The organism is Novosphingobium terrae (genome assembly GCF_017163935.1).
Classification (GTDB): Bacteria; Pseudomonadota; Alphaproteobacteria; order Sphingomonadales; family Sphingomonadaceae; genus Novosphingobium; species Novosphingobium terrae.
The window spans coordinates 35,464-59,034 of the sequence record NZ_JABVZR010000004.1 but is presented as its reverse complement, the minus strand read 5'-3'; the positions used below and the strand labels follow the sequence as shown (position 1 = coordinate 59,034).

The following is a 23,571-nucleotide window of genomic DNA, read 5'->3' as shown; positions in this document are numbered from 1 at the left end:
CTAGTGTCAACGCAAAAGTTGTTTTTGAGCGCATTGGACAGGCTGGAATAGGACATAAACGTTTAGCGGCTGAACAAATCAAATCCTCTGCCTTGGCGGGAAAAGCGATAGGAAACCGACGCTTATGCTTGTGAGAGATCAACCCTCCTCTAGCGCGTCTGATGGGTAGTAGCCCCACCGTTGCCCTCAGACCCACTGATAAGCCTTCTGAGGGTGCATTCCCTAGGCGCGATTCTCTCGCTGCAAGCTAAACCGTTTTGAAAGTACAAGAAATGCCCGTTCTCGCGCGCGCACGCGCGAGGTGTTAATCTTGTGTTAGAATCGTGTTACGCTGTGGATAACGTTCCGACATATCGCTGAAAATAATAGGCTTTTTCAGGGGGCCCGGTGTGTGAAACCCCGAACCCCAGTGTGTAAAACCCTGTTGCCGGTGTGTGATACCACGAAGGGCCTAAATGGCACTTTTCACCCTAAAAGGGAGGCAATTTTCCAGCCTAACGACCTCGCTGTGATGCTTGGCCATGCGGCTAGTGTTGCCTCGGCCCCCTGCATAAGGTGGGTGAAACCACGAACAACTTGGCGCGGTGTGTAAAACCCCGAATCCGGCCTGCCGGTGTGTAAAACCCCGAATAACTTGGCATGGTGTGTAAAACCCCGAATCTGGCATCCCGGTGTGTGAAACCCCGAAAAGTTCGGGCGGAGTGTGTGATACCACGAATTTTGGTTGACGCGGTGTGTGAAACCACGATTATGAAGCCATGGTGTGTGAAACCACGAATCTCGCCAATGTCTCCCCGCTTCTGCCGGAGCGCCACTCGCAGCATGACTTGTTCATTTGCGATGTGGCGGATGCCGTCCTGAAAGATGTGATGCAGGAGATGGAGCATCCATTTTTTTCGCTATCGAAGAAGCCTGATGTGGCTATGCGCCGGTATGAAAATAACGGGCAATGGTTGCAAGTGACGCCCAGCGTGAAGGGCCTGGCTACCATCTACGACAAAGATATTCTGATCTACTGCATTAGCCAGCTCATGGCCAAACTCAGGAAGGGGGAACCCGTTTCAAAACGGGTTAGCATCAACAGCCGCGAGCTTCTTGTTTTTACGAATAGAGGAACCTCCGGGAAGGATTATGAAGCCCTTCAGGAAGCAATTGAGCGGATCAGAGGTACTACGATTACGACAAATATTCGTACTGGTAGTGAGGAGCAAACCGATACGTTCGGCTTGATTGATTCATCTTCGATCAGGCGCCATAATGGTTTGGATGGAAGGCTTCTTTCATGTGAAATCACACTTTCTGATTGGGTTTTTAACGCAATCCGTGCTGATGAAGTGCTCACGTTGCATCGGGACTACTTCCGGCTGCGCAAGCCTATCGAGCGCCGCATTTATGAAATCGCACGTAAGCATTGCGGGCGCCAAATGAGGTGGGAAATCGGGTTACCCTTGTTGCACAACAAATGTGGTTCCAGGTCGCGCCTCAAAGAGTTCAAGCGTCTGGTGTCAGATCTGGTGAAAGGGGATCACTTGCCAGATTATCATGTCGGTTTCGATGGCGATAAGGTCGTTTTCCGTAACCGTGGGACAATGATGGAGCCCGAACCGGCTAGCGATCTTACCGTGATCCCGGCTCTCAAGCCTTCCACGTACCAGGCCGCACGGGAGGCAGCGCAAGGCTGGGACATTTACGTGCTGGAAGCAGAATGGCGAGAATGGGCGACAGAAGCTCCGCGAGATCCTGACGCTGCCTTTATTGGCTTCTGCCGAAAGGTTTTTGAAAAGCGGGGCAGGCCGTAAAAGGAGTGCCTGCCGCCGCCATAACCATGACGGCGTTTCTTCGCTGCCTATTTGTCACATTTCTTGATGATTGCTTGGATATGCTCGTCCGGGAGGCTGGACATTACCGTGTTGATGGCAGATTCTCTTGATTTTAGACGCGCACCCTTTTTGACTGCATCGACGGCTTGAACCGCAGCGGGCGATAGCGCCAATGTGATCATCGTAAAGCCTTGCTCTTTCAACTGGCGTCGGCGTTCACCGGCATATTTACGGCTATAATTCAGCCGTTTGGTGTAAGTGTCGCCCATTATTACTCCACTGGCTCGGGTGGATAGATTGCGTCTTTAGCTGGGTTAAGAGCCCAGAATCTCGATTGTATCCGGCCACGCTCTGTTGAAATGGCCGGATCGGTCGAGGGCCATAGGACATAAATGCAACACAACGCAATGAGGGATTGATATATCCGTCAAGGCGCACTCTGTCGTGAGTGCAGGCTCCCCGGTCCGGGACCTTTTGCGACTAATCTAAATTAATGGTAAAGAGGCTTGCATGAAAGCGAACTTTCGCGAAGATGCGCCACGGATTTTTTTGACAGCAGGTGGCCGTTTTGCCATCGGACTGTTTAGCGGCGAAACACTCTGAACGGGCATCCATGACGCAGACCAATAAGGATATCTTGGCCCTCAACGTTGTACGCCTTCTCAAGGCACAAAGGAAGCGGCTGCAAGACCTCGCTCAGGAAGCGGGTATCTCCAAGTCTGTGGTATCCGAGATCGTCAATTTGAAAAGCAATCCGACACTCGAAACGATCGAGAAGATTGCCGAAGCCCTCGGAGTTTCTGTGATTGAGCTGTTGAGCGCTGAGAGCGCACAGCAGGCTCCCAAGGGTTACGAGATCGTCACCGCCTTGGTCGATAAGTTCTGTGCGGCGCAAATTCGCGTCTGGGAAGCTGCCGCAAAGAGCCGCCTGAAAGGATAATCGCCAAAAAGGGCATAACTGCCCGGTGAGAATTTTTACGTCTCGCCGGTTCGATTTATAAGTTGTTTTTGTTCGTTCGGTTCGGTAAAGCAGTCGAAAGCTCCCCGTTAGGGTGGGGGCTGGGAACGAACTGTGACGAACTCCACTCCCGAAGTCTCCGACAGCATGAAGTCGCGCGCATGCGAAAAGCTGCGCCGCGACTGCGGTGAACTTCTCCTCAGCGCGCTCAATGACCCAGCAACTATTGAGGTTATGTTAAACCCCGATGGATCGCTCTGGTTGGAGCGCCTTGGGCAAAAGATGACCGAGATTGGCTCGGTTGAAGCGCACCGGGCAGAGTCAATTCTTCGTGGTGTGGCCGGTTATCACGGTAAGATCGTTACCCAAGATCAGGCTATTCTCGAATGTGAGTGGCCCTTGGACGGTAGCCGCTTCGCGGGTCAGATCCCACCTCTGGTTTCCAAACCATCCTTCGCGATCCGTAAGAAAGCTGTTAGCATTTTTACGCTCGATCAATACGTTGCGAATGGTGTGATGAATGATGCCCAACGCACAATCATCATTGATGCGGTCAAGCGCCACCGGAACATTCTAGTCATTGGCGGCACCGGCTCAGGGAAGACTACCCTCGTCAATGCCATCATCAATGAAATGGTGGCCACAGATCCCGAAGAGCGCCTTGTAATTATTGAGGACACTGGAGAAATCCAGTGTGCAGCAAGAAATTCCGTGCTTTTTCATACGTCTGCTACAGCTAACATGACGGCTCTTCTCAGGACCACGCTCAGAATGCGGCCTGATCGCATTCTTGTTGGCGAAGTTCGCGGGCCAGAAGCACTGGATCTCCTCATGGCCTGGAACACTGGCCACGAAGGCGGCGCTGCAACGCTTCATGCGAACAATGCAGAGGCGGGTCTTAGCCGCCTTCAAATGCTCATCAGCATGCACGCTGATGCGCCGCACCCCATCGAACCCCTCATTGCAGAAGCGGTTCACCTGATTGTCCACATCGCCCGCACGCCGGAGCAAGGCCGGCGCATTCAATCCATCCTCGAAGTTCAGGGCTTTGCGGGCGGAGCCTACCAATTTCGATCACTGTGAGGTCATATTATGAATACGCTGCGTTTGAGCCAGGTTCGTAACCCGGCATATCTTGAACTGGCGCTGGTGGCCGCCATCATTCTGCTTGCGATGCTCTGGCCCCATAGTGCCTATGCATCGACTTCGGGCGGCGGCCTGCCGTATGAGTCCTACCTGACGCAGATCCGCCAGTCGGCAACTGGTCCGATTGCCTATGCCTTCGCGATTGTCGGCATCGTGGCTGCTGGCGGTGTGCTTGTCCTGGGCGGGGATCTCAACGGCTTCGTCCGAACCCTCATGATGCTGGTGCTGGTCGTCAGCCTGCTGGTCGGCGCCAATGCCATGCTGTCCTCGATTTCGAGTGGCGGGGCGATGATCAGCTCTGTCGCTTCGGTCGCGAGCCACGGGCAGTAACATGAAAATCAGGTCGATCGCCATTCGCCGTTCGGGCGTTCGCCCGAACCTTCTGATGGGCGGTGACCGCGAAATCGTGATGCTCTGTGGGTTGTTGGCCGGTGCCTTGATTGGCCCGGCCATCGACTCCCCTAAGGCGTGGCTAGCTGGCCTATTTATCTGGTTTGCAGGCCTTTGGGCTGCCCAGAAGATGGGCAAAGCCGATCCGCTCATGCGTTTCGTGGCCGTCCGGCACCTTCGTTTCCAAAGCTACTACCCGGCCCGCTCCACTCCCTTTCGCGTGAACACCGAAGGGCAGGGCCGACAGTATCGTCAACCGGGGAAGAAACGGTAATGACTCCCTCGCTCGCTCTGGCCTCTCTGGCGGTTATCATCGCAATTGCGGGCCTGACCCTGATTGCTCTCCTTGCCCAGGCGGCTGTGCAACAGGCGCGTCGCAACAAGCTGGCCAAGCATCGTGGCAAGCATGCCGGGTTGGCGGACTTGCTGAACTATGCCGCGCTCGTTGATGATGGCGTGGTTCTCGCCAAGAACGGCTCCTTGATGGCCACATGGATCTACCGCGCAGAAGACGCCGCGAGTAGCACCAATGAGCAGCGGGAAGCTTTGTCTGCCCGGATTAATCAGGCTTTCGTGGCTTTGGGCAGCGGGTGGATGATCCATGTTGACGCAGTTCGCCGTTCCAGCGTTGCGTACTCGGATCGTGGTGCATCGCACTTCCCCGATCCGGTTACGCAAGCGATCGACGATGAGCGCCGGGCATATTTTCAGCAGCTCGGCACGATGTACGAGGGCTTTTTTGTCCTGACTGCGACGTGGTTTCCGCCCTCGATCACTGAACAGAAAATCAAGGAGTTGGTGTTCGATGATGACCGCGAACGCAAAACCAACACCGAGCGCACCTATGATATTCTGACCGAGTTCAAGCGCAAGGTTCGGAATTTTGAAGATAGCCTGTCCTCCGCGATCAAGCTCACGCGGTTGAAGGGGGTGCGGGTCGCTGGCGAGGAAGACGGGCACACGCTTTTCGATGACCAGCTTCGCTGGATTCAGCGGTGCGTGACGGGCGAGAACCAGCCCATCGCACTGCCATCAAATCCCATGTATTTGGACGCCATTATTGGCGGTCGTGATCTCTGGACGGGGACCGTGCCAAAGATCGGCCGCAACTTCATCCAGGTCGTGGCCATTGAAGGCTTTCCCCTTGAAAGCACTCCCGGCATTCTCAATTCACTTTCTGAAGTGCGTTGTGAGTATCGCTGGAACACGCGCTTTATCTTCATGGACACGCATGAAGCTGTTCAGCACCTTGATAAATTCCGCAAGAAATGGCGCCAGAAGATGCGCGGCTTCTTCGATCAGGTGTTTCAGACCAATTCTGGGCGCATCAATCAGGATGCTGTTGCGATGGTCGAGGATGCGGAAACGGCTATTGCAGAAGTAAGCTCGGGCCTAGTTGCGCAAGGCTATTACACCAGTGTTGTCGTTCTAATGGGGGAAGACCGCGACGCGCTTGAGCGCGATACTCGTGAGTTTGAGCGTAAAATCATGAGCCTTGGCTTTGTCTCTCGCGTTGAAGAACTGAACGCGATGGAGGCCTACTTGGGCAGCCTTCCGGGGCACGGAGTAGAGAACGTGCGTCGGCCTATCATGAACACGCTCAATCTCTCTGATCTGCTGCCGTCATCCTCGATCTGGACGGGCAATGCGATTGCACCTTGCCCATTCTATCCTGAAAACTCGCCTGCGCTCATGGAATGCGTCACCCATGGTTCGACCCCGTTCCACCTCAATTTGCATGTCCGTGACGTTGGGCACACTCTGATTTTCGGACCCACGGGTGCGGGCAAATCAACCCTTCTGAGCATCCTGGCTGCACAGTTGCGGCGGTATCCGGACATGAGCATTTTCGCTTTTGACAAGGGTATGTCGATGTATCCCCTTTGCAAGGCGGTTGGCGGCCTGCACTTCACTGTGGCCGGCGATGAGGAAAAGCTGGCCTTCTGCCCCCTGCAGTTCCTTGGGACGCCCTCCGACAGGGCATGGGCTGCCGAATGGATTGAGTCGATCCTTGCTCTGAACGGTGTCGTCGTCACCTCCGCTATGCGAAAGGAAATCGCGCACGCGCTGGATTCCATGCATAAGACGGGCGCAAAGATGCTGACCGATTTTTCGCATGCGGTGCAGGATCAAACGGTTCGCGATGCCCTGACCCCTTATTGTGTTGGCGGGACCATGGGGCATCTTCTGGATGCCCGAGAAGATGGCCTTTCCCTGAGCCAGTTCACCACCTTTGAGGTTGAGGAGCTGATGGGCCTCGGGGAAAAGTATGCGTTGCCGGTCCTTCTGTATCTGTTCCGCCGTATCGAGCGCGCTCTGAAGGGCCAGCCTGCCGCAATTGTGCTTGATGAAGCATGGGTGTTGTTGGGCAATGACGTTTTCCGAGACAAGATCCGAGAATGGCTGAAGGTTCTGCGTAAGGCGAACTGCGCCGTCATTATGGCGACGCAAAGCATCACTGATGCTGCAAATTCGGGCATCTTGGATGTGCTGGTCGAGTCCACAGCAACCAAAATTTATCTGCCGAACCCGGAGGCGGGTAACGAGGATGCTCAGAAACTTTATTCGCGCCTTGGCCTCAACCGGCGCCAGATCGAAATTTTGCGCACGGCACTTCCCAAGCGCCAGTATTATGCAGTTTCTGAAAATGGTCGGCGCCTATTCGAGCTGGCACTCGGTCCTGTTGCACTGGCGTTCGTTGGCGCCAGCTCGAAGGAAGAGATAGCCACCATCAAGGGGCTCGAACGCAGCCACGGCAATGGATGGGTCAAGGAATGGCTCGCCACCCGTAGCGTTTACACAAAAATTGGAGTTGCCGCATGAGCTTTCGCTTCATGAAGCGCGCGCCGCAGGCATCCGCGCCTTCGACCGAGACTAATCCCTATCTGAACGCCCGCCGCACTTGGAACGATCACGTAAGCGGCCTCGCGGATTCCCGTCGCATGTGGCAGCTCGTAGCTCTGTCCTCGATGCTGATTGTTCTGGTGGCGGTGGCAGGGCTGATCGCCATTGGGGCGCAGTCCAAATTCGTTCCCTATGTCGTGAAGGTGGACAAGCTTGGCGACGCGGCGGCTGTTTCGCGCGCCGAGCAAGCTGGCCCCGTCGATCCTCGCGTTATTCAAGCGCAGGTGGGGAGCTTCGTGCAGTCGGCACGGATGGTTACGCCAGATATTGCCTTGCAGAGGCAGGCTATTTTCCGCGTATATTCCATGCTGGAAGCGCATCAGCCTGCCATCGGCAAGATGAACGATTTCCTCAATGGTACACCCGAGGCCTCGCCGTTGGTTCGTGCTGCCAAGGAAACGGTGACAGTCGAAATTAGCTCGGTGCTTCAGCAGACCGCTGACACTTGGCAGGTTGATTGGGTGGAAACGGTTCGTGACCGTGACGGCAATGTCACAAGCCCGCCAGCCAAAATGCGAGCCCTCGTGACCGTGCATGTGGTGCCGCCAACCGAGGGCACCAGCGAAAAGCAAATCCAGCAGAACCCGCTTGGAATCTACGTGCAGGATTACACCTGGTCGCGCGTTCTCTGAGCCCGGAAAGGACGTTTATGAAAACCCTCGCATCATTGGCGGCCTTCGCCGCCATGACGATCGCTCCGGCTGCCATGGCTCAGAACGCTGGCGACGATGCCAGCCTGGCGAAGCAGTATTATGGCAAAAACCCCACGCTAACCCCGGTGGAGAGATCTGCTGTCGAGATCTCCAACGAATGGATGACCAAGAGCGCCACCGGCATGAGGCCGTTCGCTGGCGACGGCGGGGCAGTCGTTTTCCAATTTGGCGCAACAGAGCCAACGGTGGTCTGTGCTGTTTTGCAGGTTTGCGACATTGAGTTGCAGGCTGGCGAGCAGGTCAATTCTGTGAATGTGGGCGACAGCGCCCGCTGGCTGATCGAACCGGCCATATCGCAGTCTGGGGCCGCAGAAATTCAGCATCTGGTCGTCAAGCCAATGGATGTGGGTCTGCACACGTCCTTGATGGTAGCTACCGATCGTCGGACATACCATATCCAGCTGGTTTCCCACGCCACTCAATACATGCCCCGCGTCGGCTTTCAGTATCCTGATGAGGCAGCAGCCAAATGGGCCGCTTTGCGGCAGCGCCAGGAAAAGGTGCGTTCGGAAAACACACTGCCCAGCGCGGCCAGCACACCGACTGGTGTCGAGGGGGAAAGCGGTCCCTCTGCTCGCGGTGCTCAAGGATCGTATCTGGGAAGCCTGAACTTTGACTACACCGTCAAGGGCCAAGCTCGTTGGAAGCCTGTCCGGGTCTATAATGATGGCGTCAAAACCATCATCGAGATGCCCTCGACCATGAGCCAGACTGAAGCCCCTTCGCTGCTGGTGCTCAGGCAGGGTGGGTCGGTCAAGCGGGAAGGCGACGTCACGCTTGTAAACTATCGCGTTCAAAACGGGCGCTACATAGTTGACCAGGTGTTTGATGAGGCGGTGCTGGTTGCCGGGGTTGGCAAGCTACAGGAGCGTGTAACAATCACGCGGGGTAAACCCTAATGGGCGCCCGGATTGTGAAGCTGGCGCTAGCCAGTGCCTGCACCTTCATGATGGCAGGCTGCGTGGCGGGGAACTCCCATGTGGGAGGGGCGACTGGCCTTGCTGCATTTCCTCGCGCGCAAATCTTGGGTGATGCCGCAAAGGAGCTGGGCAAATTATTTCCGCCGGCACTGACCAAGGTTGAGGTTCTTGGCGATCGGCGCGATCCGCTGCGTGAGGACTTCTTGGCCTTGCTGCGTCGGCGTGGTTTCGCGGTAGTTGATCGTCCAGAGAAGGGGGCCCCGCCTGTGAAGGGCACCCTGCCGGTGAAGATCGACCTCACCAATCTCGATGAGAATACCGTGTTCACCCGCATTCAGATGGGAAATCAGTCCGCAGCGCGGGCGTATACGGTTGACCCATATGTCAAAGCTGTTGCTGCCTGGACGGTCAATCTGACAGGTGCGCGCGAGGAGGTGGAGGAGAGGGCGTTTCGTGCGCCGGATTACACCGAGGCTCCACCTTCAGCAGGTGCTCCAAAGGCCGCAGAGCCCGTGCAGGCGCCGCTTCCTGTGGCGGCTGCGCCAGTGCCTGAGCAAGCCTCTACGCCCTCCCTTGGGCACTGGACGCTTTACATGGGGACATTGCACACACGGGATCAGGTGGTCCGGTACTGGAACCATCTGGTTCAGGTCCGGCCAGCTCTGAAGCGTTGGCAGCACACAACCTACCGCCAAACCTCAGGGCGATACGAGTTGCTGATGCTTGGTGAAGGCGATCCTCACTCGGCCTTGGCTCTCTGTCGTTCGGCCAAGGCTCACGCCTGCTCAATCGGGAATTAACGGGGGCAATATGACTGATCCAACACTCAATATGTCCCCAACTGCTTCACCGGGCGGTCAAGTCGCGCAAACGGAAGTTGCACGCACCGGCTTGAGGCGCTTGAACAAAGTGCCGCTCTTCGCGGGCGCTTCGGTTGTAGTGCTATTCCTGCTGGTCGTGGCGTCGGTCATGAATGATCGCTCGGCGCTGCAAAAGGCCAAGCCTTCCGATCTCGCCAAGACGCAAGCCAGCACCGATGCAGATAAAATGGCAGAGCATATCGCTGGCGCCAATGGAGCTGGTGTTGTGCCTGCAAATGGCTTGCCGCAGCCGCCAGCGCTGCAACCTCCCAATGGTCTTCCCGCCAACGGCAGTGCTCAAACTCCAGGCGGCCAACCACCGATCAATATGGCTCCCGTGCCGCCGCTCGATCCTAATGCACCGCCTTTGCCCACCGGCAATGTTGCGGGGCAGGGGGGCGGGGTCGTCAACCCTCTCCGTCAGCAGCGCATGGAAATGCTTGTCCAATTGCGCCAGATGAAACAGGCGCAGTTTACCTCGGCGTTGAAGTCCACCAGCACTGTAAGCTTCCAGAGCACGCGTAGCCCCGGATCTCCCTCGTCTGGCAGCAACACGTCAACCATCGCGAAGCTTGATAGCCTGCGTCAGCAGATGTTGCAGAATGCTGCACAAGGTCAGATGCCCAGCGCCAGCGATATGGCGTCCTATACCGCGCTTACGGAAGCGTTAGCAGCTCAGGAAAAGCAGGGCGCTGGAGGATCAGGGAATCCTAGCCCTTCGCGCCCGGCGAACGATGTTTCTCAGTTCAGCCGCACAGCCGGCACGGATCGCTGGCAGTTGGGATCAAAGACCGAGGCGCCTCGGTCGCGGTTTGAGGTCCGTGCGGGCTTTGTGATCCCCGGCATCCTTGTCTCAGGGGTAAATTCGTCAATTCCGGGCCAAATCATCGCTCAGGTCAGCCAGAACGTATATGATACGCCAACAGGGAAATTCCTGCTTGTGCCGCAAGGTTCGCGGCTCGTTGGCTCATACTCCAGTTCTGTATCCTATGGGCAATCACGCCTGCTCGTGGCTTGGCAGCGCATCGTCTTTCCTGATGGCAAGGCACTCGACATTGATGCCATGCCGGGCGCCAGCAGCGCTGGCTATGGCGGCTTCAAAGACCAGGTGAACAATCACTATGCTCGCACCTTTGGATCTGCCCTCATCCTTTCCGGTATCGTTGCGGGCATTCAGTTGAGCCAGCAACAGAGCGTGGGTGCTTACAGCCTGACCCCAAGCCAAGCTGCAACGCAGGGGCTTGGCCAAGTCTTGGGTGAGACGGCAGCGCACATGGTTGAGAAGAATATGTCAATCGCGCCAACGTTGCAAATTCGACCGGGGTATCGTTTCAATTTGGTCGTTGTGAAAGATCTCGAATTTACAAAGCCATACCGCAACTTTGACTACTAAACGAAAGGAATGCCATGCTGAATTACGCAAAAAATAAGCTTCTGCGCGCTGGTATCTGCCTTAGCGCGATCTTGGCCATTCCCAGCCCTGCCAACGCGCAGTGGTCGGTCATCGACGTTTCTAACCTTCGTCAGACCACAACATCTGCATTGCAGCAGGTATCCGCTTTGGCGAAACAGGTTCAACAATATCAGACGCAGTTGCAGCAGTATCAAAATATGATCACTAATACTGCGCAGGCTCCCATGCAAATATGGCAACAGGCCCAAGGGGCAATGAGTGGTTTGCAAAGTGCTGCAAACACCCTAAGAATGCTCTCAAATACGGCAGGTGGAGTTGCAGGTTATTTGAACAATTTCAAAAACCCTTCATTTTATATTAATCAAACGTGCTTCGCTAGAAACACCTGCAATGCAACGCAGCTCCGAGCTCTTACCGATCAGCAGCAAGCAAAAGCAGATCTACTGCAGGCGACCAATCAGACTGTGCTTACGGGGATCAGCAATCAGCAAACGTCGATCGAGAGTGAGGCCGCTCAGCTCGCCAGTCTTCAGTCGAGCGCTTCAACAGCCTCGGGACAGATGCAGGCGCTCATGTACGCAAATCAGTTTGCAGGGTTTCAAGCAAACCAAATGCTTCAAATCAAGTCTCTCTTGCTGAACCAGCGCGCGGCTGAACTGGCCGTCCAGCAGGTTCAGGCTGACCAACAAGCGATGCAAGCCGCAGCTCGCAAGCAATGGTCGAGTGGAACTGGTTACGATACATCGGCAGGCACTGCTATCCGAGCAGGTATTCATTAACGAGGAGTTTTTATGAAGAAGACCTATTTTTGCCTCATCGCCATTATGATGCTTTCCGCATGTGGCGATGCATCGCATAGTAAAGATTACTATGCCGATCACGAAGATGAGGCAATTAAAGTCAATAACGAATGCCGTACTGCTTCCACGCTGAGCGAGAATTGCAAGAACGCTGGCGACGGCCTTTCTGAGGCGCATCGCCGGAAGTGGAAAGCTGCGAGCGACGGCTACACCAAATCCGCCCACACCAGCATTAAAGCCGGAATCTAACCGAGGTCCTTATGCCCCGCATTCCTCGTCACGTCCTGATTGCCCTCGGCATCACCCTTGGCCTGGCCTTATCGGGTCCGGCATTTGCTCAAACCGCGAACAGCACAACCATTCTTGATAATGTGACTACGCGCTTCACCTCGGCAATGACGGGATGGTCTGGGACGTTTCAGAAGGATGCGAGTTACCTGTTTTACTGCTTGGCGCTTATCAGTGCAGTTTGGACTTTCGGTCAAAAAGCTGTGCAGCAGGCCGAACTAGGCGATATCCTTGGTGAACTGATACGCTTCGTTGTTTTTACGGGAATTTTCGGTTTTTTCTTATCCAATGGCGTTGCAATCGCTACAGCGATCATCAATTCGACAACTCAAATGGGCAATGAAGCAGCCGGTTTTTCAAGTGTATCGTCAGCTGATTTTCTGGCTATCGGCTTTAAAATCCTATCGAACACGGTCAGCGCACTGTCATTAACTGACCTTGCTCAAAGCCTTGCTTCGATTTTGGTTTGCATCGTCCTTCTTATTGTACTTGCGCTCTGCGTCATCAACTTCATCCTGATCCAAATCACGGTTTACTTCCTCGCCTACGCGGGGGTGTTCCTTCTTGGATTTGGCGGGTCGCGATGGACTTCTGATATCGCGATCAACTATTTCAAGACTGTATTTGGCGTATCGCTTTCCCTAATGGCGGTTGTCCTGATACTCGGTGTTGGCAATCAAATGCTTACAAGCTTCACCGCTTCTAGCACCAACACCATCGAAGATGACGTAGCGCTGCTTATTATTGCGCTGCTGATCTATATGCTTTCTGAAAAGCTCCCCCCTATGCTGGCGAACATGCTCTCTGGCCACGCTGTCGGTGCTGCCGGTTCGATCAGCGGCATGGCAAGTCGCGCCATGCGTGATGCTGCCGTGGCGGGAGCGGCTGTGGCCACGGGCGGGGCTGCTGCAATGGCATCGGGTGCGGCAAACGCAGCAGGTGTTGCGCAAGCAATATCGGCAGCTTCGCAAGCCGGTGCTGGCGGCAGTGAGGCAGGGGCTCCCATGGCCTCGCCTATGGCCGGTAGCTCTGCCGGAGGTGAAGCCGGCAGCAGTGAAGGGGGGTCGCCACTGGCCTCTGCCATGGGATCGGCAAGTGGAAGTGCCATGGGTCAGGCAGCAGGCATGGCGTCCGCTTCATCGTCCGACACGGATTCCTCTGGTTCTACCCAAGAGGGCGAGCAAGCAGCTTCAGCTCCTGGGGATGGCAGTAAGGACGCCGGCGCTTCAGGCGCAGCGGGCGAGGGCGGCAGTACCGCTAATGGCGCCAACGGGAGTGCCAGCTCGGGAGGCGAAAGCGCGAGTGGTGATACCGAGGCGGCAAACGGAGGAAGCGCTGCTGGTGGCGCCTCTGCCGGTGGCAGCGGTGGCAGCGGTGGCAGCGGTGGCAGCGGTGGCGGTGGCGGCGGGGCGGCTAAAGCTTTCGCCGCTGGCGTGGGGCGCATGGCGTCCAACGCTATCTCCAACACTGCACAGAAATGGCAGGACAGGGTTAGTGATACCATTGGCGGTAAACTCGCCGCTGAGATCAGCAACCCCGGCGCTGCTGCGCAAGAGCGGCAGGATGCGAAGGATGCCGCCAGCGGGGCCGACTTGATGAATCGTGCCAAGACCGCTGTTGCAGCCGAACAGGCCCGCTCAATGCTTGCTGACGGGCCAGCGGCTGCGATGGAGAATGCCAAGGCGGCGATCCGCGGATCTGCTGGCGGCAATCAATCGGATGCCCTCGCGCCAGCGACCGGCCCGGCAGCATCAAATTTTGCAGGCGACACGATATCCGGTGCGAAGGAAGGGGAATAACGATGGCTTTTGATCTTCCTCCGGCAATGCAAGAGCGCGTTGTCTGTTCGATCAGCGCCGCTGCGGAGTATGGCGTTCCGGCCAACATCATGCTCGCGGTGGCGGAACGCGAGAATGGGCGGCCCGGCCTTGCGCGGCGCAACAGTAATGCGACTTACGACCTGGGCTCGATGCAGCTGAACACCCGTTATATTGCTTCATTGCAACGCTACGGGATCACCGCCGCTGACGCGATGGCTCCGGGCTGCTACCCTTACAAATTGGCTGCATGGAGGATACGCGGCCACCTTTTGCGTGATAAGGGTGATCTGTGGACACGGGCAGCCAATTATCACTCCTACACGCCCGTCTACAATGCGGCCTATCGCCGGGTACTCCTAATTTCTGGCGCCAAATGGACTTCATGGCTCGCACGCAATTACAATGTTGCCCCTGAAGCTGGCGCTGAAGCTCCAGCACCATCTCCAGCTACGGTGACACCCGCGAGCTTTCACCCGAAAGCTGCTCCTGTGGTTGTAACAAGCGGCTTTGGCTGGCGCTGGCATCCTGTCACGGGGGGATGGAAAGCCCATGCAGGCGTTGACCTAGCGGCCAGGCAGGGAACCCCTGTCGTGGCGGCGTCCGGTGGCGTCGTGAGTTACGCAGGGTGGATGAGAGGCTACGGCCTCTTGATCGAGGTCGATCGAGGCGATGGCCTCGCTACGCGATACGGCCACCTTTCACGGGTGGTCGTGTCGAGGGGGCAAAGTGTGCTTCAGGGGCAGGAGATTGGTGCGGTTGGCGCAACTGGCATCGCAACTGGCCCTCACCTTCATTACGAAGTGAGGGTGAATGGTCAGCCGGTAGACCCTTCTCCGCTCCTTCAGGGCGCGTCTCTCAATGGCGTTCGGACCTCCGCCAACACCTCAATTCGCCATGAAAAGAATAGTAGGGGCAGGCTGGTCATGTCGGACGCATCGACGGGGTACGTTGAGCGGAATATCGCGCCACGTATGCCTTGAATAGCAGGGCCTAAGTGAAGAATTGCGCGCTCAGGCTCAGGTCGCAATGGCCTGAGCGCGCAAAACGATCCTCATGTTTCGGAGAACGGGAGGGTCCATGACGAAACTGGATCAACGCCAGTTAGCACCAATTTTCTCACGTTCCAGAGGTTTTGAGATAGTTACTCGGCAGAATCTTCATGAGTGTCATCATCCGCGTGGGCCGTTGGCATCGGCGGCAAATCCGCTGGGCAAGCAATCGCTTGTTCAACATCTTGCGCGAATTTTTTGATGTTTACCGGTATCCACGGCAGCGGCCCCTTTGTGTTCTGCACATTGCCACCCCAAGATTGATAAGTAACTTTATCACCCTGAATCTTTATTACCCGCCGCTGCTGCTTTTCTGCGGTTTCATAACAGCCGCCAACAACAACAGAACTTTCTGGGATGGGCATAAATTTTCTCCTGAATGAGGAGGTAGCCGTTAGCCCTTTTCACCCACCGCCACCAGCCAGATGGTTTGGCCGATCAAGCCCGCCTTGTGCTCGAAGCTCTCCGATAATCTCATGCAGCCACGCAGCCAATTCGCTCTGGCGGGACATACTAACCCCTCGGTCCAGGTCGGTAGCAATGTCATTAAGCGCATCCAGCTGCTCTTGAATATCCATGTCTTGCCTCCATAACCAATGACGCTTATGTAAGCGCATACGGTTATGGAGTTCAATAACCAATGACGGAAAATATCAGCTTGGCAGAGAAACAGTCATCGGTTAGTCGCAAGGCTATGGGACGTCCGCCTCTTGGAGTGAAAGTTACGGCTGTCCGGCTTACGCCGGAGGCATTGGGCCGTATCGATGCGCTGGTTGGTGCGCAGAAGCGCGCCCAGTTCATCCGTGAGGCTGTTGATGAAGCGCTGGAGCGTCGTGAAAAGGGCGCTGACTGAAGCGCCCCAAGCCAGTCACTGGTTACATCCTTCCAAGTGGTCGATCAAACAGGGTTTAACGCAAGAGACAGGACTGCTGCTGCGGTTGCCTGGGCTTGCTCCAGTCCATTTTCCTCCCCCGTGTAGATCGCTTCCGAGGTCATCGCCGGAAGGATCTCCCAACGATAAACTTGGGGGTACAGGACCCCATCCTCCACCTCGGCAGGCCGGGTGGTCACCACAAGCGAGAAACCTTCCGGCCAATAGGTAGCAAGCCAGAATGTTGAGCCCTCGATCCGACCGGGCTCGGGGTCGTCCCATTCGAGATCGCGCGGGAGCGGCAGCTGCAACTTCTCCCACACTGCTTCAGCGGCCCGCTGGGCGGCTTCAAAGCTGGCTGCTTCGCCCTTTGCGACCAAGCTGTGCAGCATGGGACCACTAAAGACCTCCCAGCCAATCTTACGGTCATACTCGCCACTGGCCTGGATTTCATAGGCGACCAGCTCGAAAGGCCATACATTGGCCTTCTCGCCGTAGCTACCGCCACCCCATTCTGGGTCGATTTCCCAATCAGCCTGCACATTGATTTCCATTTAAAACAGCCTTGTCCTTATCGAGCCGCTTATAGACAGCTTGCCGGGTAACCCCGAGCAGCTTAGCGATAGCAGCCGCGCCTTTATTGGTTGGAGGCGCCATCAGCGCTTTAGCTTCAGCCCATCGTTCGTCGGTGATTGTGGCGGGGCGGCCAAGCTTGGAACCTGAATCGCGCGCAGCTCGCAGGCCCGCATTTGTGCGATCACGGATCACATCCCGCTCAAATTGCGCGAAAGCGCCAACCATGTGGAAGAACAGTCGGCCTCCGGGGGTTATCGTCTCGATCTGCTCGGTAAGCGAGCGAAACCCTACCTGAAGGTGGGCGAGCATTTCCAGCTCACCGATCAACGCGGGGAGAGATCTACCCAAACGGTCTAGCCTCCAGACAAGAACCTCGTCGCCAGGCCGCGCGTCTCGAAGCATGTCGGAGTATGCGGGCTTCAGCACCATCGAGCCGCTGATGCCCTTGTCCTCATAGATGCGCTCGGCGCCGGCAGCGCGCAGCGCATCGATCTGTAGCGCCAGGTTCTGCTCATTGGTGCTGACGCGGGCATAGCCGAGCTTCATGGAGCATCCCCTTGCTCAAGCTGGGCAATGCGCGCACTCAGCATGTCACGGGCGGCAAGCAACTCCCGTGGCGAGCAGGCCTCTTCCAGGACCTCAGACAAGAGGAAACCGCGCTGCAGATCCTCGGAATCCTGCCCAACGCCCATCCACAAACGTACCTCGGGGCCGTCCGACCGATCACGAAACTCGACCGAAGCGCGATTGAAAATGTCGCTTAGGTACGTCCATACAGTTTTGTGAATTTGAGATCTGAGATCCCGCCATTCCATATACGACAGCTTGACCGGAATGGAATCCATGACGGCTTCCATCATGGCATCCCACTCTGGCTCAGCGCCAGGAACGCTATCGCTGTTCATAGCTCAGTCTCCCACGGGTTAATTAGGGGAACGCCAGTGCGCACAAAGTCAGCAACATTGCGGGTTACGACAGATAGGCCATGCACAATCGCTGTCGCAGCAATCAAGGCATCCCTCTCGGCTGCGGGGTCGGGCACGTGGAAGGAAGCGCATGCCACCGCCACCGCCTCGTCCACCGGAAGGATACGCCCAGCGAAGGTCGGGCGCACCATGTCATCCAACCAATGGCGTAGCACCACGCCCTGCGCTTTGTCCTTCCGCTCAATACGGCGGACCCCAATTTCCAGCTCAAGGATCGTGATGGCTGAAACAAACAGCGCACCTTCATCGACCTTTTCCGCCCATTCGACGATCGGGAGTGCAGATGGAGAGCGCCTGCCCTTGCGCAGTTCGGAAACGGCGTTGGTATCGAGAAGAAACATCAGGAGAGATCCGCAGGCTTGAGGCCGATTCCGACACGCGGAACTTCAAAATCGATATCTGCCGCCTCAACCAAGGCCAATTTATCGACAATGGAGCCCTTTGAAGTCGTAAGCTTGCGATATTCCTCGATCCGCAACAGCACATGGGTTGGATGGTTGCGGTTTGTGATGAAGACAGCGCCATCGTCCGCCGCCTTCTTCGCCCGCCCCGGATCGCGGCTGAACTCTTTGCTCGACAAAAAATGCGTGTTCATGGCTGCACACTCCTGCGAAGTATGGTATGTACCTAACCATACAGCAATGAGCCTGACTGTCAATTAAATCAGAATTTTTTCTGATTTAATTGACAGGTGCTAAGTTGCCCGATTTTGTGCAGCGCACAATCCCCGACAATCCTTAGGAACAGCGATCAACTCGCGAGCCCGGTTGTCAGTCAACTAATCGACCGTTTGGTTGACAGAGGGGGGGCGCCGCGCGGGCTTTAAGCCTGTCGGGAATCTACAATAACTCCACATTATATTTTTTTACCCTTACAAATCAGCTTAGCACGCAAGCAATGCGCACAACTCACAATGGAGGTTCGCTCACTCAAGCGAAACAGGCGTTATAATGTATTTATATATCTCATATATGTAATACATATTTATGCCGCAGCAAAATTTGTCAAATACCTAGTTCGGAATATATCCTATATAAATGGGGTAATATGAACAGATTTAAAGAAATGTGGACAGGCGTACTTGTTGCATGCAGTTTGGCAAGCGTGCCGCTCTGCGCTCAAGATACAACCCACTTTCCAGCATCCCTTGCAAATGCATCTGGGGCACTTTGTCTGAAAGTATCTAAACAGGGTATTGTTAACGGTGCATACATTCTCAGTAGTACTGGAAACACTGCTACTGATAGGGAAATGATAAATTGGGCCCAGCAATTACAGTGGCCCGAAGCACCACTTGGCGATCTGGAGCGTGACGTGTGGTTTCCGATGCGCGTCGCTTTCGGTAAAACCCCTCCGCCCAAGAACATGAAAAGTTGCCCTACCGCAAAGTGAACATTTTGATGCCGATGTGGCAAATCTGGTTGGAAGGGACAATGTTATGGAATTCGATAACACGATTGACCAACAAATATTGACCCCTTCTGATACGCCTGATTCACTCACCAGTGGTCTTAGAGATATTTTCTCTCTCTACTACGAAACCAATCATTGGGGAGGGGACGAGTCAAAAAGCGGCAAAGGAAGTTCGAAGGACCGAGGGGATTTCCTATCATCGAGACTGCCAATCCTCATCGCTCATACAGATGCTGAGTCGATTTTAGATGTGCCATGTGGCGATCTGAACTGGATGTCCGAGTTCCCGCTTGGTTCTATGCGGTATATAGGAGCGGACATTGTTCCGCAAATCATAGCCGACAACGACGCCCGCTATTCAGACAAAGGCCAGTTTCACTGCCTCGATGCGAGCGTTGACGCCTTGCCGGACGCAGACTTAATATTCTGTCGAGACATGCTCATACATCTGCCCAATAATCATATCAAAAATTTCCTGAGAAATATTGCGAAATCATCTGCAAAGTGGTTCATTTGCTCGCGGTACTTGGGCCCGATCGGTCCTCACGAGCTCAACGCTGATATCGCAGCAGGGGATTTTCGTGCCGTTGACCTTTGCGAGCCGCCATTCAATCTCCCACCGCCGCAGGCCATGGTTCCAGAAAAAGTACATAAATGGAAAACATTGGCTTTATGGAGTGTTGATGTCGTGCGAAGCCATTCGCAATGCGAGATATGACACTTAGCGCATTGGCGCGACAAGCATATGCGTCACGAAAAGTTTTGCGCATCCCAGGAAGCGATGGGCCGATAGGTTATGTGCGCACGAAATGGGCTGAAGAACACCCTAGCGTCCATGAACCTATGCCGCCTGCTGCTGCGATCACCGATCGGGTTTGGCAGCAAAAAGGCGTAGGGCGTTTCGATGGTGAGCTTTTAGGTGTATCTGGCCTTGATGCCTCAAGCGTAAGCGTCAATCTTTCATGCGTTCCAATACGCTATCGCGACTATCTCGCAATTGACCAGATCCTAGCGGTACCAGATATTTCTGTCCCACCCTTAGCTGTAGGTGTTCATACTCTACTTTGGCATGATGACGCAATCGTTTGCGTCCGCCGTAGAAATGGGCGACTTGCAATACCGGGCGGCGCTGTCGATCGAGGCGATTTAAATGAAGCTTCAGATGGTGCTATTGCTCGGGCGCTCCATCGTGAAGTTAGTGAAGAAACAGGACTGTCTTTAGATCATGTCGATCTAAATGTAACTGGTATACATGTCGGCGGTTATCCAACGCATATTATGATAATGACTGAAGGCCGACTTAATAAATTAGAATCCGATTCTGAGCTTATTACAAAATACAAACCAGTTGATGAAGATGTAAATTCAATTGAACTTTTACCAGCTTCGGTTGTGACTTCGTCTATGGATGAATACCCGCTCATATTTCAAATAGCTTTAAAATCATTTTTAACATACAGAAATATCGAGACTTATGACATCATCGACACCTGATGCTGTGAACATGAGGAAGTTTTAAAAAGCATTTGCTGTAAACTCATCAATCAGAGGTTCAGACATGGCGCTTCTTGGGGTCGGCAATCGGATTATTCTGTGCACCGCACTGTCAACCACCGCTGGCTGGATCAATCGGCTTGCTGTGCCCTTGGTAGTCTACAATATTAGCCGCTCACCGATCGCAACATCGCTCGCATTTGCAGCGGCACATCTTCCTCCGATAACAGTCGGACTTTTAAGTGGAGCGATAGTAGACCGCCATTCAGCGACTCGTTTGATTTTTGCCGCTACATCGCTTTCATTCTTAGCGATAATGGCAATTTCCTGGTTGGTAACGCAGCCACATTTGTACGTTTTATTGTTCATTTTCCTTTTTATTAACTCATCACTGTCGTCCGTTCAGCTCCCTGCGACCCATGTTGTTGTTGTGGAGAAATTTGCTCCTGAGCAGCGACTCCGCATCAACTCACACCTGGGAATGGTTGACCAGCTCAGCTCGGTGATGGCCCCGCTCGCTACTGGAGCTGCAGTTCTGCTAATTCCTGCTCAATGGCTTTTCTACCTATCGGCGTGTGCTTATCTGGCAGCATCAATGGCAGTCCTGCGGATACATAGTCGTGAGCGGAGGGAGTTCCGGCGTGTGGCAATCCATCAAGACATCGCTCGTGGCTTCAGAACGATAAAAAAGGACCGGCAAATCCTTGCTTGCACTGTACTTTTCATGTTCTCTAATTTCGCATCTACTTTGGTCCAATCGACATTTGTTCCTCTTACGCACAACCGGTTTGGTGCGAGTGCGACAGCAGTATCAGTTCTTTTTGCTACTGCCGGCTTGTTTGGCATTGCAGGCCATTTTTTAGCCCGAAAATTAGTTGTTCGATCTAAGACTGCGGCCGTTGTCCTCGCGCTCACCGCGATATCAGGAGCGCTCACAACACTGATGGCTGCAAATTTGGGCATTGTGGCATTTGGTTTTTTTTGGGGAGTCTGCTCGCTTCTCGGATGCATCAATGTCACGCTTTTATCGACCTACCGGCAATGTGTTGTCCCTCCCCATCTTGTGGGGCGCTCGGTCTCGGCAGCCAGGTTCGCAACCTATTTGCCTATCCCAGTAGCCGCGATTTTATCGGGGTTTGCTTTCGATCGGTTGGGCGGCGATTTGCTTCTTCTTGCTTCCGGAACTGCGCGGTTGCTGGGCGTGGTTGCGATCCTTGTTGGAACATTCTCATTTTCACGTCGAACCCGCGGAGCCGTTCATCCTGAGAAGCTTGAAGCCGCCTGACTTGTCGGCCCGCGCTCATGCTTGCGCAAGACCACACGATCTCTAATGCGGACTGTTTCGCCACGGCGAACCACATTTTCCCATTTGGCGATGGTCGCCAGCGCAAAGCAGAGGTCTACGCGCAGCCGGTCGACTGACGCATGGAAAAATGTCGGATATGCGTCCCCATTACTGCGTCAACAGCTCCAAAAAAGTTAACCGATTCAGCCAGACAGGATGGCTGCCTGCGGTATCGGAACCGCAACAGCGTGGCCCCTCGGTGAGTACGGCATCCAAGCAACCCCGATGTTTATTACATAATGCTATTAACCAGATATCCGTAAATTAGAATCATGGCGTTCGCCGCAAATGATGTATAAGTATATGGAATTTAAATACGACAATCACATAACTCACGCTTAGCTAATGCTCGGCATAATTTTACAAACAGGTCCAGAAAATGTCCTTCATAGGTTCGCGGCCCCGTGTCGCAATAATTGGTGGCGGATTGGCCGGTTTGGAATGCGCATTAAGCGCTGCGATGTCTGGCTGCACAGCAGAGATAATCGAGGCAGGTCCAGCTACAAGAACACGTCACATGGACTGGGACACGGCCATACATCCAGGGGACGAAAAGGTTCGCTCGTGGACAAGTGAGAACTGGGGCCTGGGTGGAGGTTTGTCAGAACGGCTCGGAGGCCGCTCCCTCTGCTATCATGGCGTACTGCTCAAACTTGATACGGAGACACTAGCCTCTTGGGGGCCAATTTGGTGTGATCGCCTCACCGGTTCAGGCGGGCTTTATAACCGGGTACTTGATCGGCTTCGACCGGAGTTTCCAGAACTCACACCCGGATCGCATGCCTTACGCTTAGGTGCATTGGGCCTATTCCACACACCGCAAGCGGCGAGACTGGACACCGATGGTCGTTTTGAGGCTTACAGTCCGTTAGCTGCCGTGAACTCCCTTGTGAAGGAAGGCGTCATCACGATCAGGCGTGGGAGAGCAACATCAATAGTTCGTGGCGGTGAGGGCAGCTGGGATATCATGCTATCAGGCGCATCAGGCGGCGATCGCATAAGAGGGTTTGACAAGTGTGTCCTTGCCGCGTCTGCGATCAGTAACACACAGATACTTGCGCGGAGTTTGGATCGCTCCATCGCTACGACCGTTACGGATCATTTTTGCATCGGCGCCTTTCTTCGCCTCCCCCCCGGCACTCCCTTGTCGGCATATCGCCATCGCATGTTATGGAGTGGGTACAAAGAAATCCCAGAACTTCGCACCAATCTTTTCTTTCTTGAGCGGCCCGCCTTTCCGAACGGTGACCGACTGGTGCAAATTGTTGCTGTAACTGAGCAGCAGGATGGCTCCGAGTATTACAGCAAACTTAAGGTCCATATTGATACCGCTCAGAGGACGAAAACCCATATTAGTGGCCAGGTGACGGCACACGATACAGCCCGTCTTGTTCAGGTTCATTCTAGGGTCGTTCAATGGGCGGAAACGCTGGCTGGGGCGACTGTTACCGAGTTAGCGCCAATTTCAGAGGCAGCGGCGATAAGGGTCGCCAATATGCCAAGCGTAGAAGATAAGCGGCTACTTGATCGTGACGCAGCTTGGGCGGCGATCACCGCGAGCCAGCACCCAAACGTCCTCTCCCGGTTCGAACTTCCCTATGGCGGTTTTGAACACGAAGCCTGCACGCATCCGATCGGAGACACAGGTGCGGTGCCGGTGTCTCCCGATCTTGAAGTCCGGGAACTGCCTCAAGTGTACGTCGCGGGCCCAGGGGCATTTCCTCGACTTGGCGCAGCCAACCCCGCTCTTACGATCCTGGCCACCTCGCAATGGCTTGGCGCTCGCCTCGCAGAAAGGATATAA

At 54.9% G+C, this 23,571-nt stretch carries 27 protein-coding genes; 19 read left to right on the top strand and 8 right to left on the bottom strand.

Annotated features, from left to right (window positions below):
- Positions 1–758: 758 nt before the first annotated feature.
- On the top strand, positions 759–1,799 hold the full coding sequence (locus tag HGK27_RS30905; protein ID WP_206245853.1) for a replication initiator protein A: 1,041 nt from the start codon (positions 759–761) through the stop codon (positions 1,797–1,799).
- 47 nt (positions 1,800–1,846) lie between these two features.
- Here HGK27_RS30905 and HGK27_RS30900 read toward each other — a convergent pair whose 3' ends face one another.
- Entirely contained in the window at positions 1,847–2,089 is a 243-nt protein-coding gene (locus HGK27_RS30900; protein WP_206245852.1) for a hypothetical protein, read from the bottom strand.
- Positions 2,090–2,433: 344 nt separating this feature from the next.
- On the opposite strand from HGK27_RS30900, the gene HGK27_RS30895 reads away from it, so the two are divergent.
- The 13 genes from HGK27_RS30895 (at position 2,434) to HGK27_RS31505 (ending at position 15,013) form a co-directional block, all read left to right on the top strand.
- Positions 2,434–2,760, top strand: a complete 327-nt coding sequence (locus tag HGK27_RS30895; RefSeq protein ID WP_206245851.1) for a helix-turn-helix domain-containing protein — start codon at positions 2,434–2,436, stop codon at positions 2,758–2,760.
- A gap of 132 nt (positions 2,761–2,892) precedes the next feature.
- Positions 2,893–3,861, top strand: a complete 969-nt coding sequence (gene trbB / locus HGK27_RS30890; RefSeq protein WP_407674723.1) for a P-type conjugative transfer ATPase TrbB — start codon at positions 2,893–2,895, stop codon at positions 3,859–3,861.
- Between the two features lie 9 nt (positions 3,862–3,870).
- Positions 3,871–4,254, top strand: a complete 384-nt coding sequence (locus HGK27_RS30885) for a TrbC/VirB2 family protein (protein WP_206245850.1) — start codon at positions 3,871–3,873, stop codon at positions 4,252–4,254.
- A 1-nt stretch (position 4,255) separates the two neighbouring features.
- Positions 4,256–4,588, top strand: a complete 333-nt coding sequence (locus tag HGK27_RS30880) for a conjugal transfer protein TrbD (RefSeq protein ID WP_206245849.1) — start codon at positions 4,256–4,258, stop codon at positions 4,586–4,588.
- Positions 4,588–7,137 carry a VirB4 family type IV secretion/conjugal transfer ATPase gene (locus tag HGK27_RS30875; protein ID WP_206245848.1) on the top strand — a complete coding sequence of 850 codons (2,550 nt, stop codon included), beginning with the start codon at positions 4,588–4,590 and terminating at the stop codon, positions 7,135–7,137. The genes HGK27_RS30880 and HGK27_RS30875 overlap by 1 nt, the downstream gene beginning before the upstream one ends.
- Positions 7,134–7,850: a VirB8/TrbF family protein gene (locus HGK27_RS30870; RefSeq protein WP_241127990.1), complete on the top strand. Its 717-nt coding sequence runs from the start codon at positions 7,134–7,136 to the stop codon at positions 7,848–7,850. The genes HGK27_RS30875 and HGK27_RS30870 overlap by 4 nt, the downstream gene beginning before the upstream one ends.
- Before the next feature lie 17 nt (positions 7,851–7,867).
- A complete protein-coding gene (gene trbG, locus HGK27_RS30865) occupies positions 7,868–8,830 on the top strand; it encodes a P-type conjugative transfer protein TrbG (RefSeq protein WP_241127989.1) in 963 nt (320 codons plus the stop codon).
- Entirely contained in the window at positions 8,830–9,651 is an 822-nt protein-coding gene (locus HGK27_RS30860; RefSeq protein WP_206245847.1) for a hypothetical protein, read from the top strand. Before trbG ends, HGK27_RS30860 begins: the two co-directional genes overlap by 1 nt.
- A gap of 10 nt (positions 9,652–9,661) precedes the next feature.
- Positions 9,662–11,104, top strand: coding sequence for a TrbI/VirB10 family protein (locus tag HGK27_RS30855; RefSeq protein WP_206245846.1), 1,443 nt, complete (start codon positions 9,662–9,664; stop codon positions 11,102–11,104).
- 14 nt (positions 11,105–11,118) lie between these two features.
- The gene (gene trbJ / locus HGK27_RS30850) at positions 11,119–11,904 is read left to right on the top strand and encodes a P-type conjugative transfer protein TrbJ (protein WP_206245845.1); all 786 of its coding nucleotides are present in this window, start codon (positions 11,119–11,121) and stop codon (positions 11,902–11,904) included.
- A 12-nt stretch (positions 11,905–11,916) separates the two neighbouring features.
- A complete protein-coding gene (locus HGK27_RS30845; RefSeq protein WP_206245844.1) occupies positions 11,917–12,174 on the top strand; it encodes an EexN family lipoprotein in 258 nt (85 codons plus the stop codon).
- 11 nt (positions 12,175–12,185) lie between these two features.
- The gene (locus HGK27_RS30840; RefSeq protein ID WP_206245843.1) at positions 12,186–14,012 is read left to right on the top strand and encodes a type IV secretion system protein; all 1,827 of its coding nucleotides are present in this window, start codon (positions 12,186–12,188) and stop codon (positions 14,010–14,012) included.
- 2 nt (positions 14,013–14,014) lie between these two features.
- Positions 14,015–15,013, top strand: coding sequence for a M23 family metallopeptidase (locus tag HGK27_RS31505; RefSeq protein WP_206245842.1), 999 nt, complete (start codon positions 14,015–14,017; stop codon positions 15,011–15,013).
- 161 nt (positions 15,014–15,174) lie between these two features.
- Here the strand turns inward: HGK27_RS31505 and HGK27_RS30830 are convergent, their stop codons facing one another.
- The gene (locus tag HGK27_RS30830; protein ID WP_206245841.1) at positions 15,175–15,447 is read right to left on the bottom strand and encodes a hypothetical protein; all 273 of its coding nucleotides are present in this window, start codon (positions 15,445–15,447) and stop codon (positions 15,175–15,177) included.
- 39 nt (positions 15,448–15,486) lie between these two features.
- Positions 15,487–15,660, bottom strand: a complete 174-nt coding sequence (locus HGK27_RS30825; protein ID WP_206245840.1) for a hypothetical protein — start codon at positions 15,658–15,660, stop codon at positions 15,487–15,489.
- A gap of 62 nt (positions 15,661–15,722) precedes the next feature.
- Here HGK27_RS30825 and HGK27_RS30820 point away from each other — a divergent pair, with 62 nt between their 5' ends.
- Complete coding sequence (locus tag HGK27_RS30820; protein WP_206245903.1) at positions 15,723–15,935, top strand: hypothetical protein; 213 nt, start codon at positions 15,723–15,725, stop codon at positions 15,933–15,935.
- 44 nt (positions 15,936–15,979) lie between these two features.
- Here the strand turns inward: HGK27_RS30820 and HGK27_RS30815 are convergent, their stop codons facing one another.
- Genes HGK27_RS30815 through HGK27_RS30795 form a run of 5 tightly spaced genes read right to left on the bottom strand, consistent with a single transcriptional unit; the run spans position 15,980 to position 18,110 of the window.
- Positions 15,980–16,507, bottom strand: coding sequence for a hypothetical protein (locus tag HGK27_RS30815; protein WP_206245839.1), 528 nt, complete (start codon positions 16,505–16,507; stop codon positions 15,980–15,982).
- Positions 16,485–17,075 (bottom strand): recombinase family protein, encoded by a 591-nt coding sequence (locus HGK27_RS30810; RefSeq protein WP_206245838.1) that lies wholly within the window; start codon positions 17,073–17,075, stop codon positions 16,485–16,487. The genes HGK27_RS30815 and HGK27_RS30810 overlap by 23 nt, the downstream gene beginning before the upstream one ends.
- Entirely contained in the window at positions 17,072–17,434 is a 363-nt protein-coding gene (locus HGK27_RS30805) for a hypothetical protein (RefSeq protein ID WP_206245837.1), read from the bottom strand. The genes HGK27_RS30810 and HGK27_RS30805 overlap by 4 nt, the downstream gene beginning before the upstream one ends.
- On the bottom strand, positions 17,431–17,859 hold the full coding sequence (locus HGK27_RS30800) for a type II toxin-antitoxin system VapC family toxin (protein ID WP_241127996.1): 429 nt from the start codon (positions 17,857–17,859) through the stop codon (positions 17,431–17,433). The genes HGK27_RS30805 and HGK27_RS30800 overlap by 4 nt, the downstream gene beginning before the upstream one ends.
- Positions 17,856–18,110, bottom strand: coding sequence for a type II toxin-antitoxin system Phd/YefM family antitoxin (locus tag HGK27_RS30795; RefSeq protein ID WP_206245835.1), 255 nt, complete (start codon positions 18,108–18,110; stop codon positions 17,856–17,858). Before HGK27_RS30795 ends, HGK27_RS30800 begins: the two co-directional genes overlap by 4 nt.
- Positions 18,111–18,953: 843 nt before the next feature.
- Between HGK27_RS30795 and HGK27_RS30790 the strand changes: the two genes are divergently transcribed.
- The 4 genes from HGK27_RS30790 (at position 18,954) to HGK27_RS31500 (ending at position 23,571) form a co-directional block, all read left to right on the top strand.
- The gene (locus tag HGK27_RS30790; RefSeq protein WP_206245834.1) at positions 18,954–19,646 is read left to right on the top strand and encodes a class I SAM-dependent methyltransferase; all 693 of its coding nucleotides are present in this window, start codon (positions 18,954–18,956) and stop codon (positions 19,644–19,646) included.
- Positions 19,643–20,422: an NUDIX domain-containing protein gene (locus HGK27_RS30785; protein WP_241127988.1), complete on the top strand. Its 780-nt coding sequence runs from the start codon at positions 19,643–19,645 to the stop codon at positions 20,420–20,422. Before HGK27_RS30790 ends, HGK27_RS30785 begins: the two co-directional genes overlap by 4 nt.
- Before the next feature lie 64 nt (positions 20,423–20,486).
- Positions 20,487–21,707 (top strand): MFS transporter, encoded by a 1,221-nt coding sequence (locus HGK27_RS30780; RefSeq protein ID WP_206245833.1) that lies wholly within the window; start codon positions 20,487–20,489, stop codon positions 21,705–21,707.
- A gap of 439 nt (positions 21,708–22,146) precedes the next feature.
- Positions 22,147–23,571 carry an FAD-dependent oxidoreductase gene (locus HGK27_RS31500; protein WP_407674722.1) on the top strand — a complete coding sequence of 475 codons (1,425 nt, stop codon included), beginning with the start codon at positions 22,147–22,149 and terminating at the stop codon, positions 23,569–23,571.

Excerpts from the sequence above, each read along its gene's own strand:
- HGK27_RS30905 (WP_206245853.1), top strand. The coding sequence starts at position 759 with ATGGTGTGTGAAACCACGAATCTCGCCAATGTCTCCCCGCTTCTGCCG.
- HGK27_RS30900 (WP_206245852.1), bottom strand. The coding sequence starts at position 2,089 with ATGGGCGACACTTACACCAAACGGCTGAATTATAGCCGTAAATATGCC.
- HGK27_RS30895 (WP_206245851.1), top strand. The coding sequence starts at position 2,434 with ATGACGCAGACCAATAAGGATATCTTGGCCCTCAACGTTGTACGCCTT.
- HGK27_RS30885 (WP_206245850.1), top strand. The coding sequence starts at position 3,871 with ATGAATACGCTGCGTTTGAGCCAGGTTCGTAACCCGGCATATCTTGAA.
- HGK27_RS30880 (WP_206245849.1), top strand. The coding sequence starts at position 4,256 with ATGAAAATCAGGTCGATCGCCATTCGCCGTTCGGGCGTTCGCCCGAAC.
- HGK27_RS30875 (WP_206245848.1), top strand. The coding sequence starts at position 4,588 with ATGACTCCCTCGCTCGCTCTGGCCTCTCTGGCGGTTATCATCGCAATT.
- HGK27_RS30870 (WP_241127990.1), top strand. The coding sequence starts at position 7,134 with ATGAGCTTTCGCTTCATGAAGCGCGCGCCGCAGGCATCCGCGCCTTCG.
- trbG (WP_241127989.1), top strand. The coding sequence starts at position 7,868 with ATGAAAACCCTCGCATCATTGGCGGCCTTCGCCGCCATGACGATCGCT.
- HGK27_RS30860 (WP_206245847.1), top strand. The coding sequence starts at position 8,830 with ATGGGCGCCCGGATTGTGAAGCTGGCGCTAGCCAGTGCCTGCACCTTC.
- HGK27_RS30855 (WP_206245846.1), top strand. The coding sequence starts at position 9,662 with ATGACTGATCCAACACTCAATATGTCCCCAACTGCTTCACCGGGCGGT.
- trbJ (WP_206245845.1), top strand. The coding sequence starts at position 11,119 with ATGCTGAATTACGCAAAAAATAAGCTTCTGCGCGCTGGTATCTGCCTT.
- HGK27_RS30845 (WP_206245844.1), top strand. The coding sequence starts at position 11,917 with ATGAAGAAGACCTATTTTTGCCTCATCGCCATTATGATGCTTTCCGCA.
- HGK27_RS30840 (WP_206245843.1), top strand. The coding sequence starts at position 12,186 with ATGCCCCGCATTCCTCGTCACGTCCTGATTGCCCTCGGCATCACCCTT.
- HGK27_RS31505 (WP_206245842.1), top strand. The coding sequence starts at position 14,015 with ATGGCTTTTGATCTTCCTCCGGCAATGCAAGAGCGCGTTGTCTGTTCG.
- HGK27_RS30830 (WP_206245841.1), bottom strand. The coding sequence starts at position 15,447 with ATGCCCATCCCAGAAAGTTCTGTTGTTGTTGGCGGCTGTTATGAAACC.
- HGK27_RS30825 (WP_206245840.1), bottom strand. The coding sequence starts at position 15,660 with ATGGATATTCAAGAGCAGCTGGATGCGCTTAATGACATTGCTACCGAC.
- HGK27_RS30820 (WP_206245903.1), top strand. The coding sequence starts at position 15,723 with ATGACGGAAAATATCAGCTTGGCAGAGAAACAGTCATCGGTTAGTCGC.
- HGK27_RS30815 (WP_206245839.1), bottom strand. The coding sequence starts at position 16,507 with ATGGAAATCAATGTGCAGGCTGATTGGGAAATCGACCCAGAATGGGGT.
- HGK27_RS30810 (WP_206245838.1), bottom strand. The coding sequence starts at position 17,075 with ATGAAGCTCGGCTATGCCCGCGTCAGCACCAATGAGCAGAACCTGGCG.
- HGK27_RS30805 (WP_206245837.1), bottom strand. The coding sequence starts at position 17,434 with ATGAACAGCGATAGCGTTCCTGGCGCTGAGCCAGAGTGGGATGCCATG.
- HGK27_RS30795 (WP_206245835.1), bottom strand. The coding sequence starts at position 18,110 with ATGAACACGCATTTTTTGTCGAGCAAAGAGTTCAGCCGCGATCCGGGG.
- HGK27_RS30790 (WP_206245834.1), top strand. The coding sequence starts at position 18,954 with ATGGAATTCGATAACACGATTGACCAACAAATATTGACCCCTTCTGAT.
- HGK27_RS30785 (WP_241127988.1), top strand. The coding sequence starts at position 19,643 with ATGACACTTAGCGCATTGGCGCGACAAGCATATGCGTCACGAAAAGTT.
- HGK27_RS30780 (WP_206245833.1), top strand. The coding sequence starts at position 20,487 with ATGGCGCTTCTTGGGGTCGGCAATCGGATTATTCTGTGCACCGCACTG.
- HGK27_RS31500 (WP_407674722.1), top strand. The coding sequence starts at position 22,147 with ATGTCCTTCATAGGTTCGCGGCCCCGTGTCGCAATAATTGGTGGCGGA.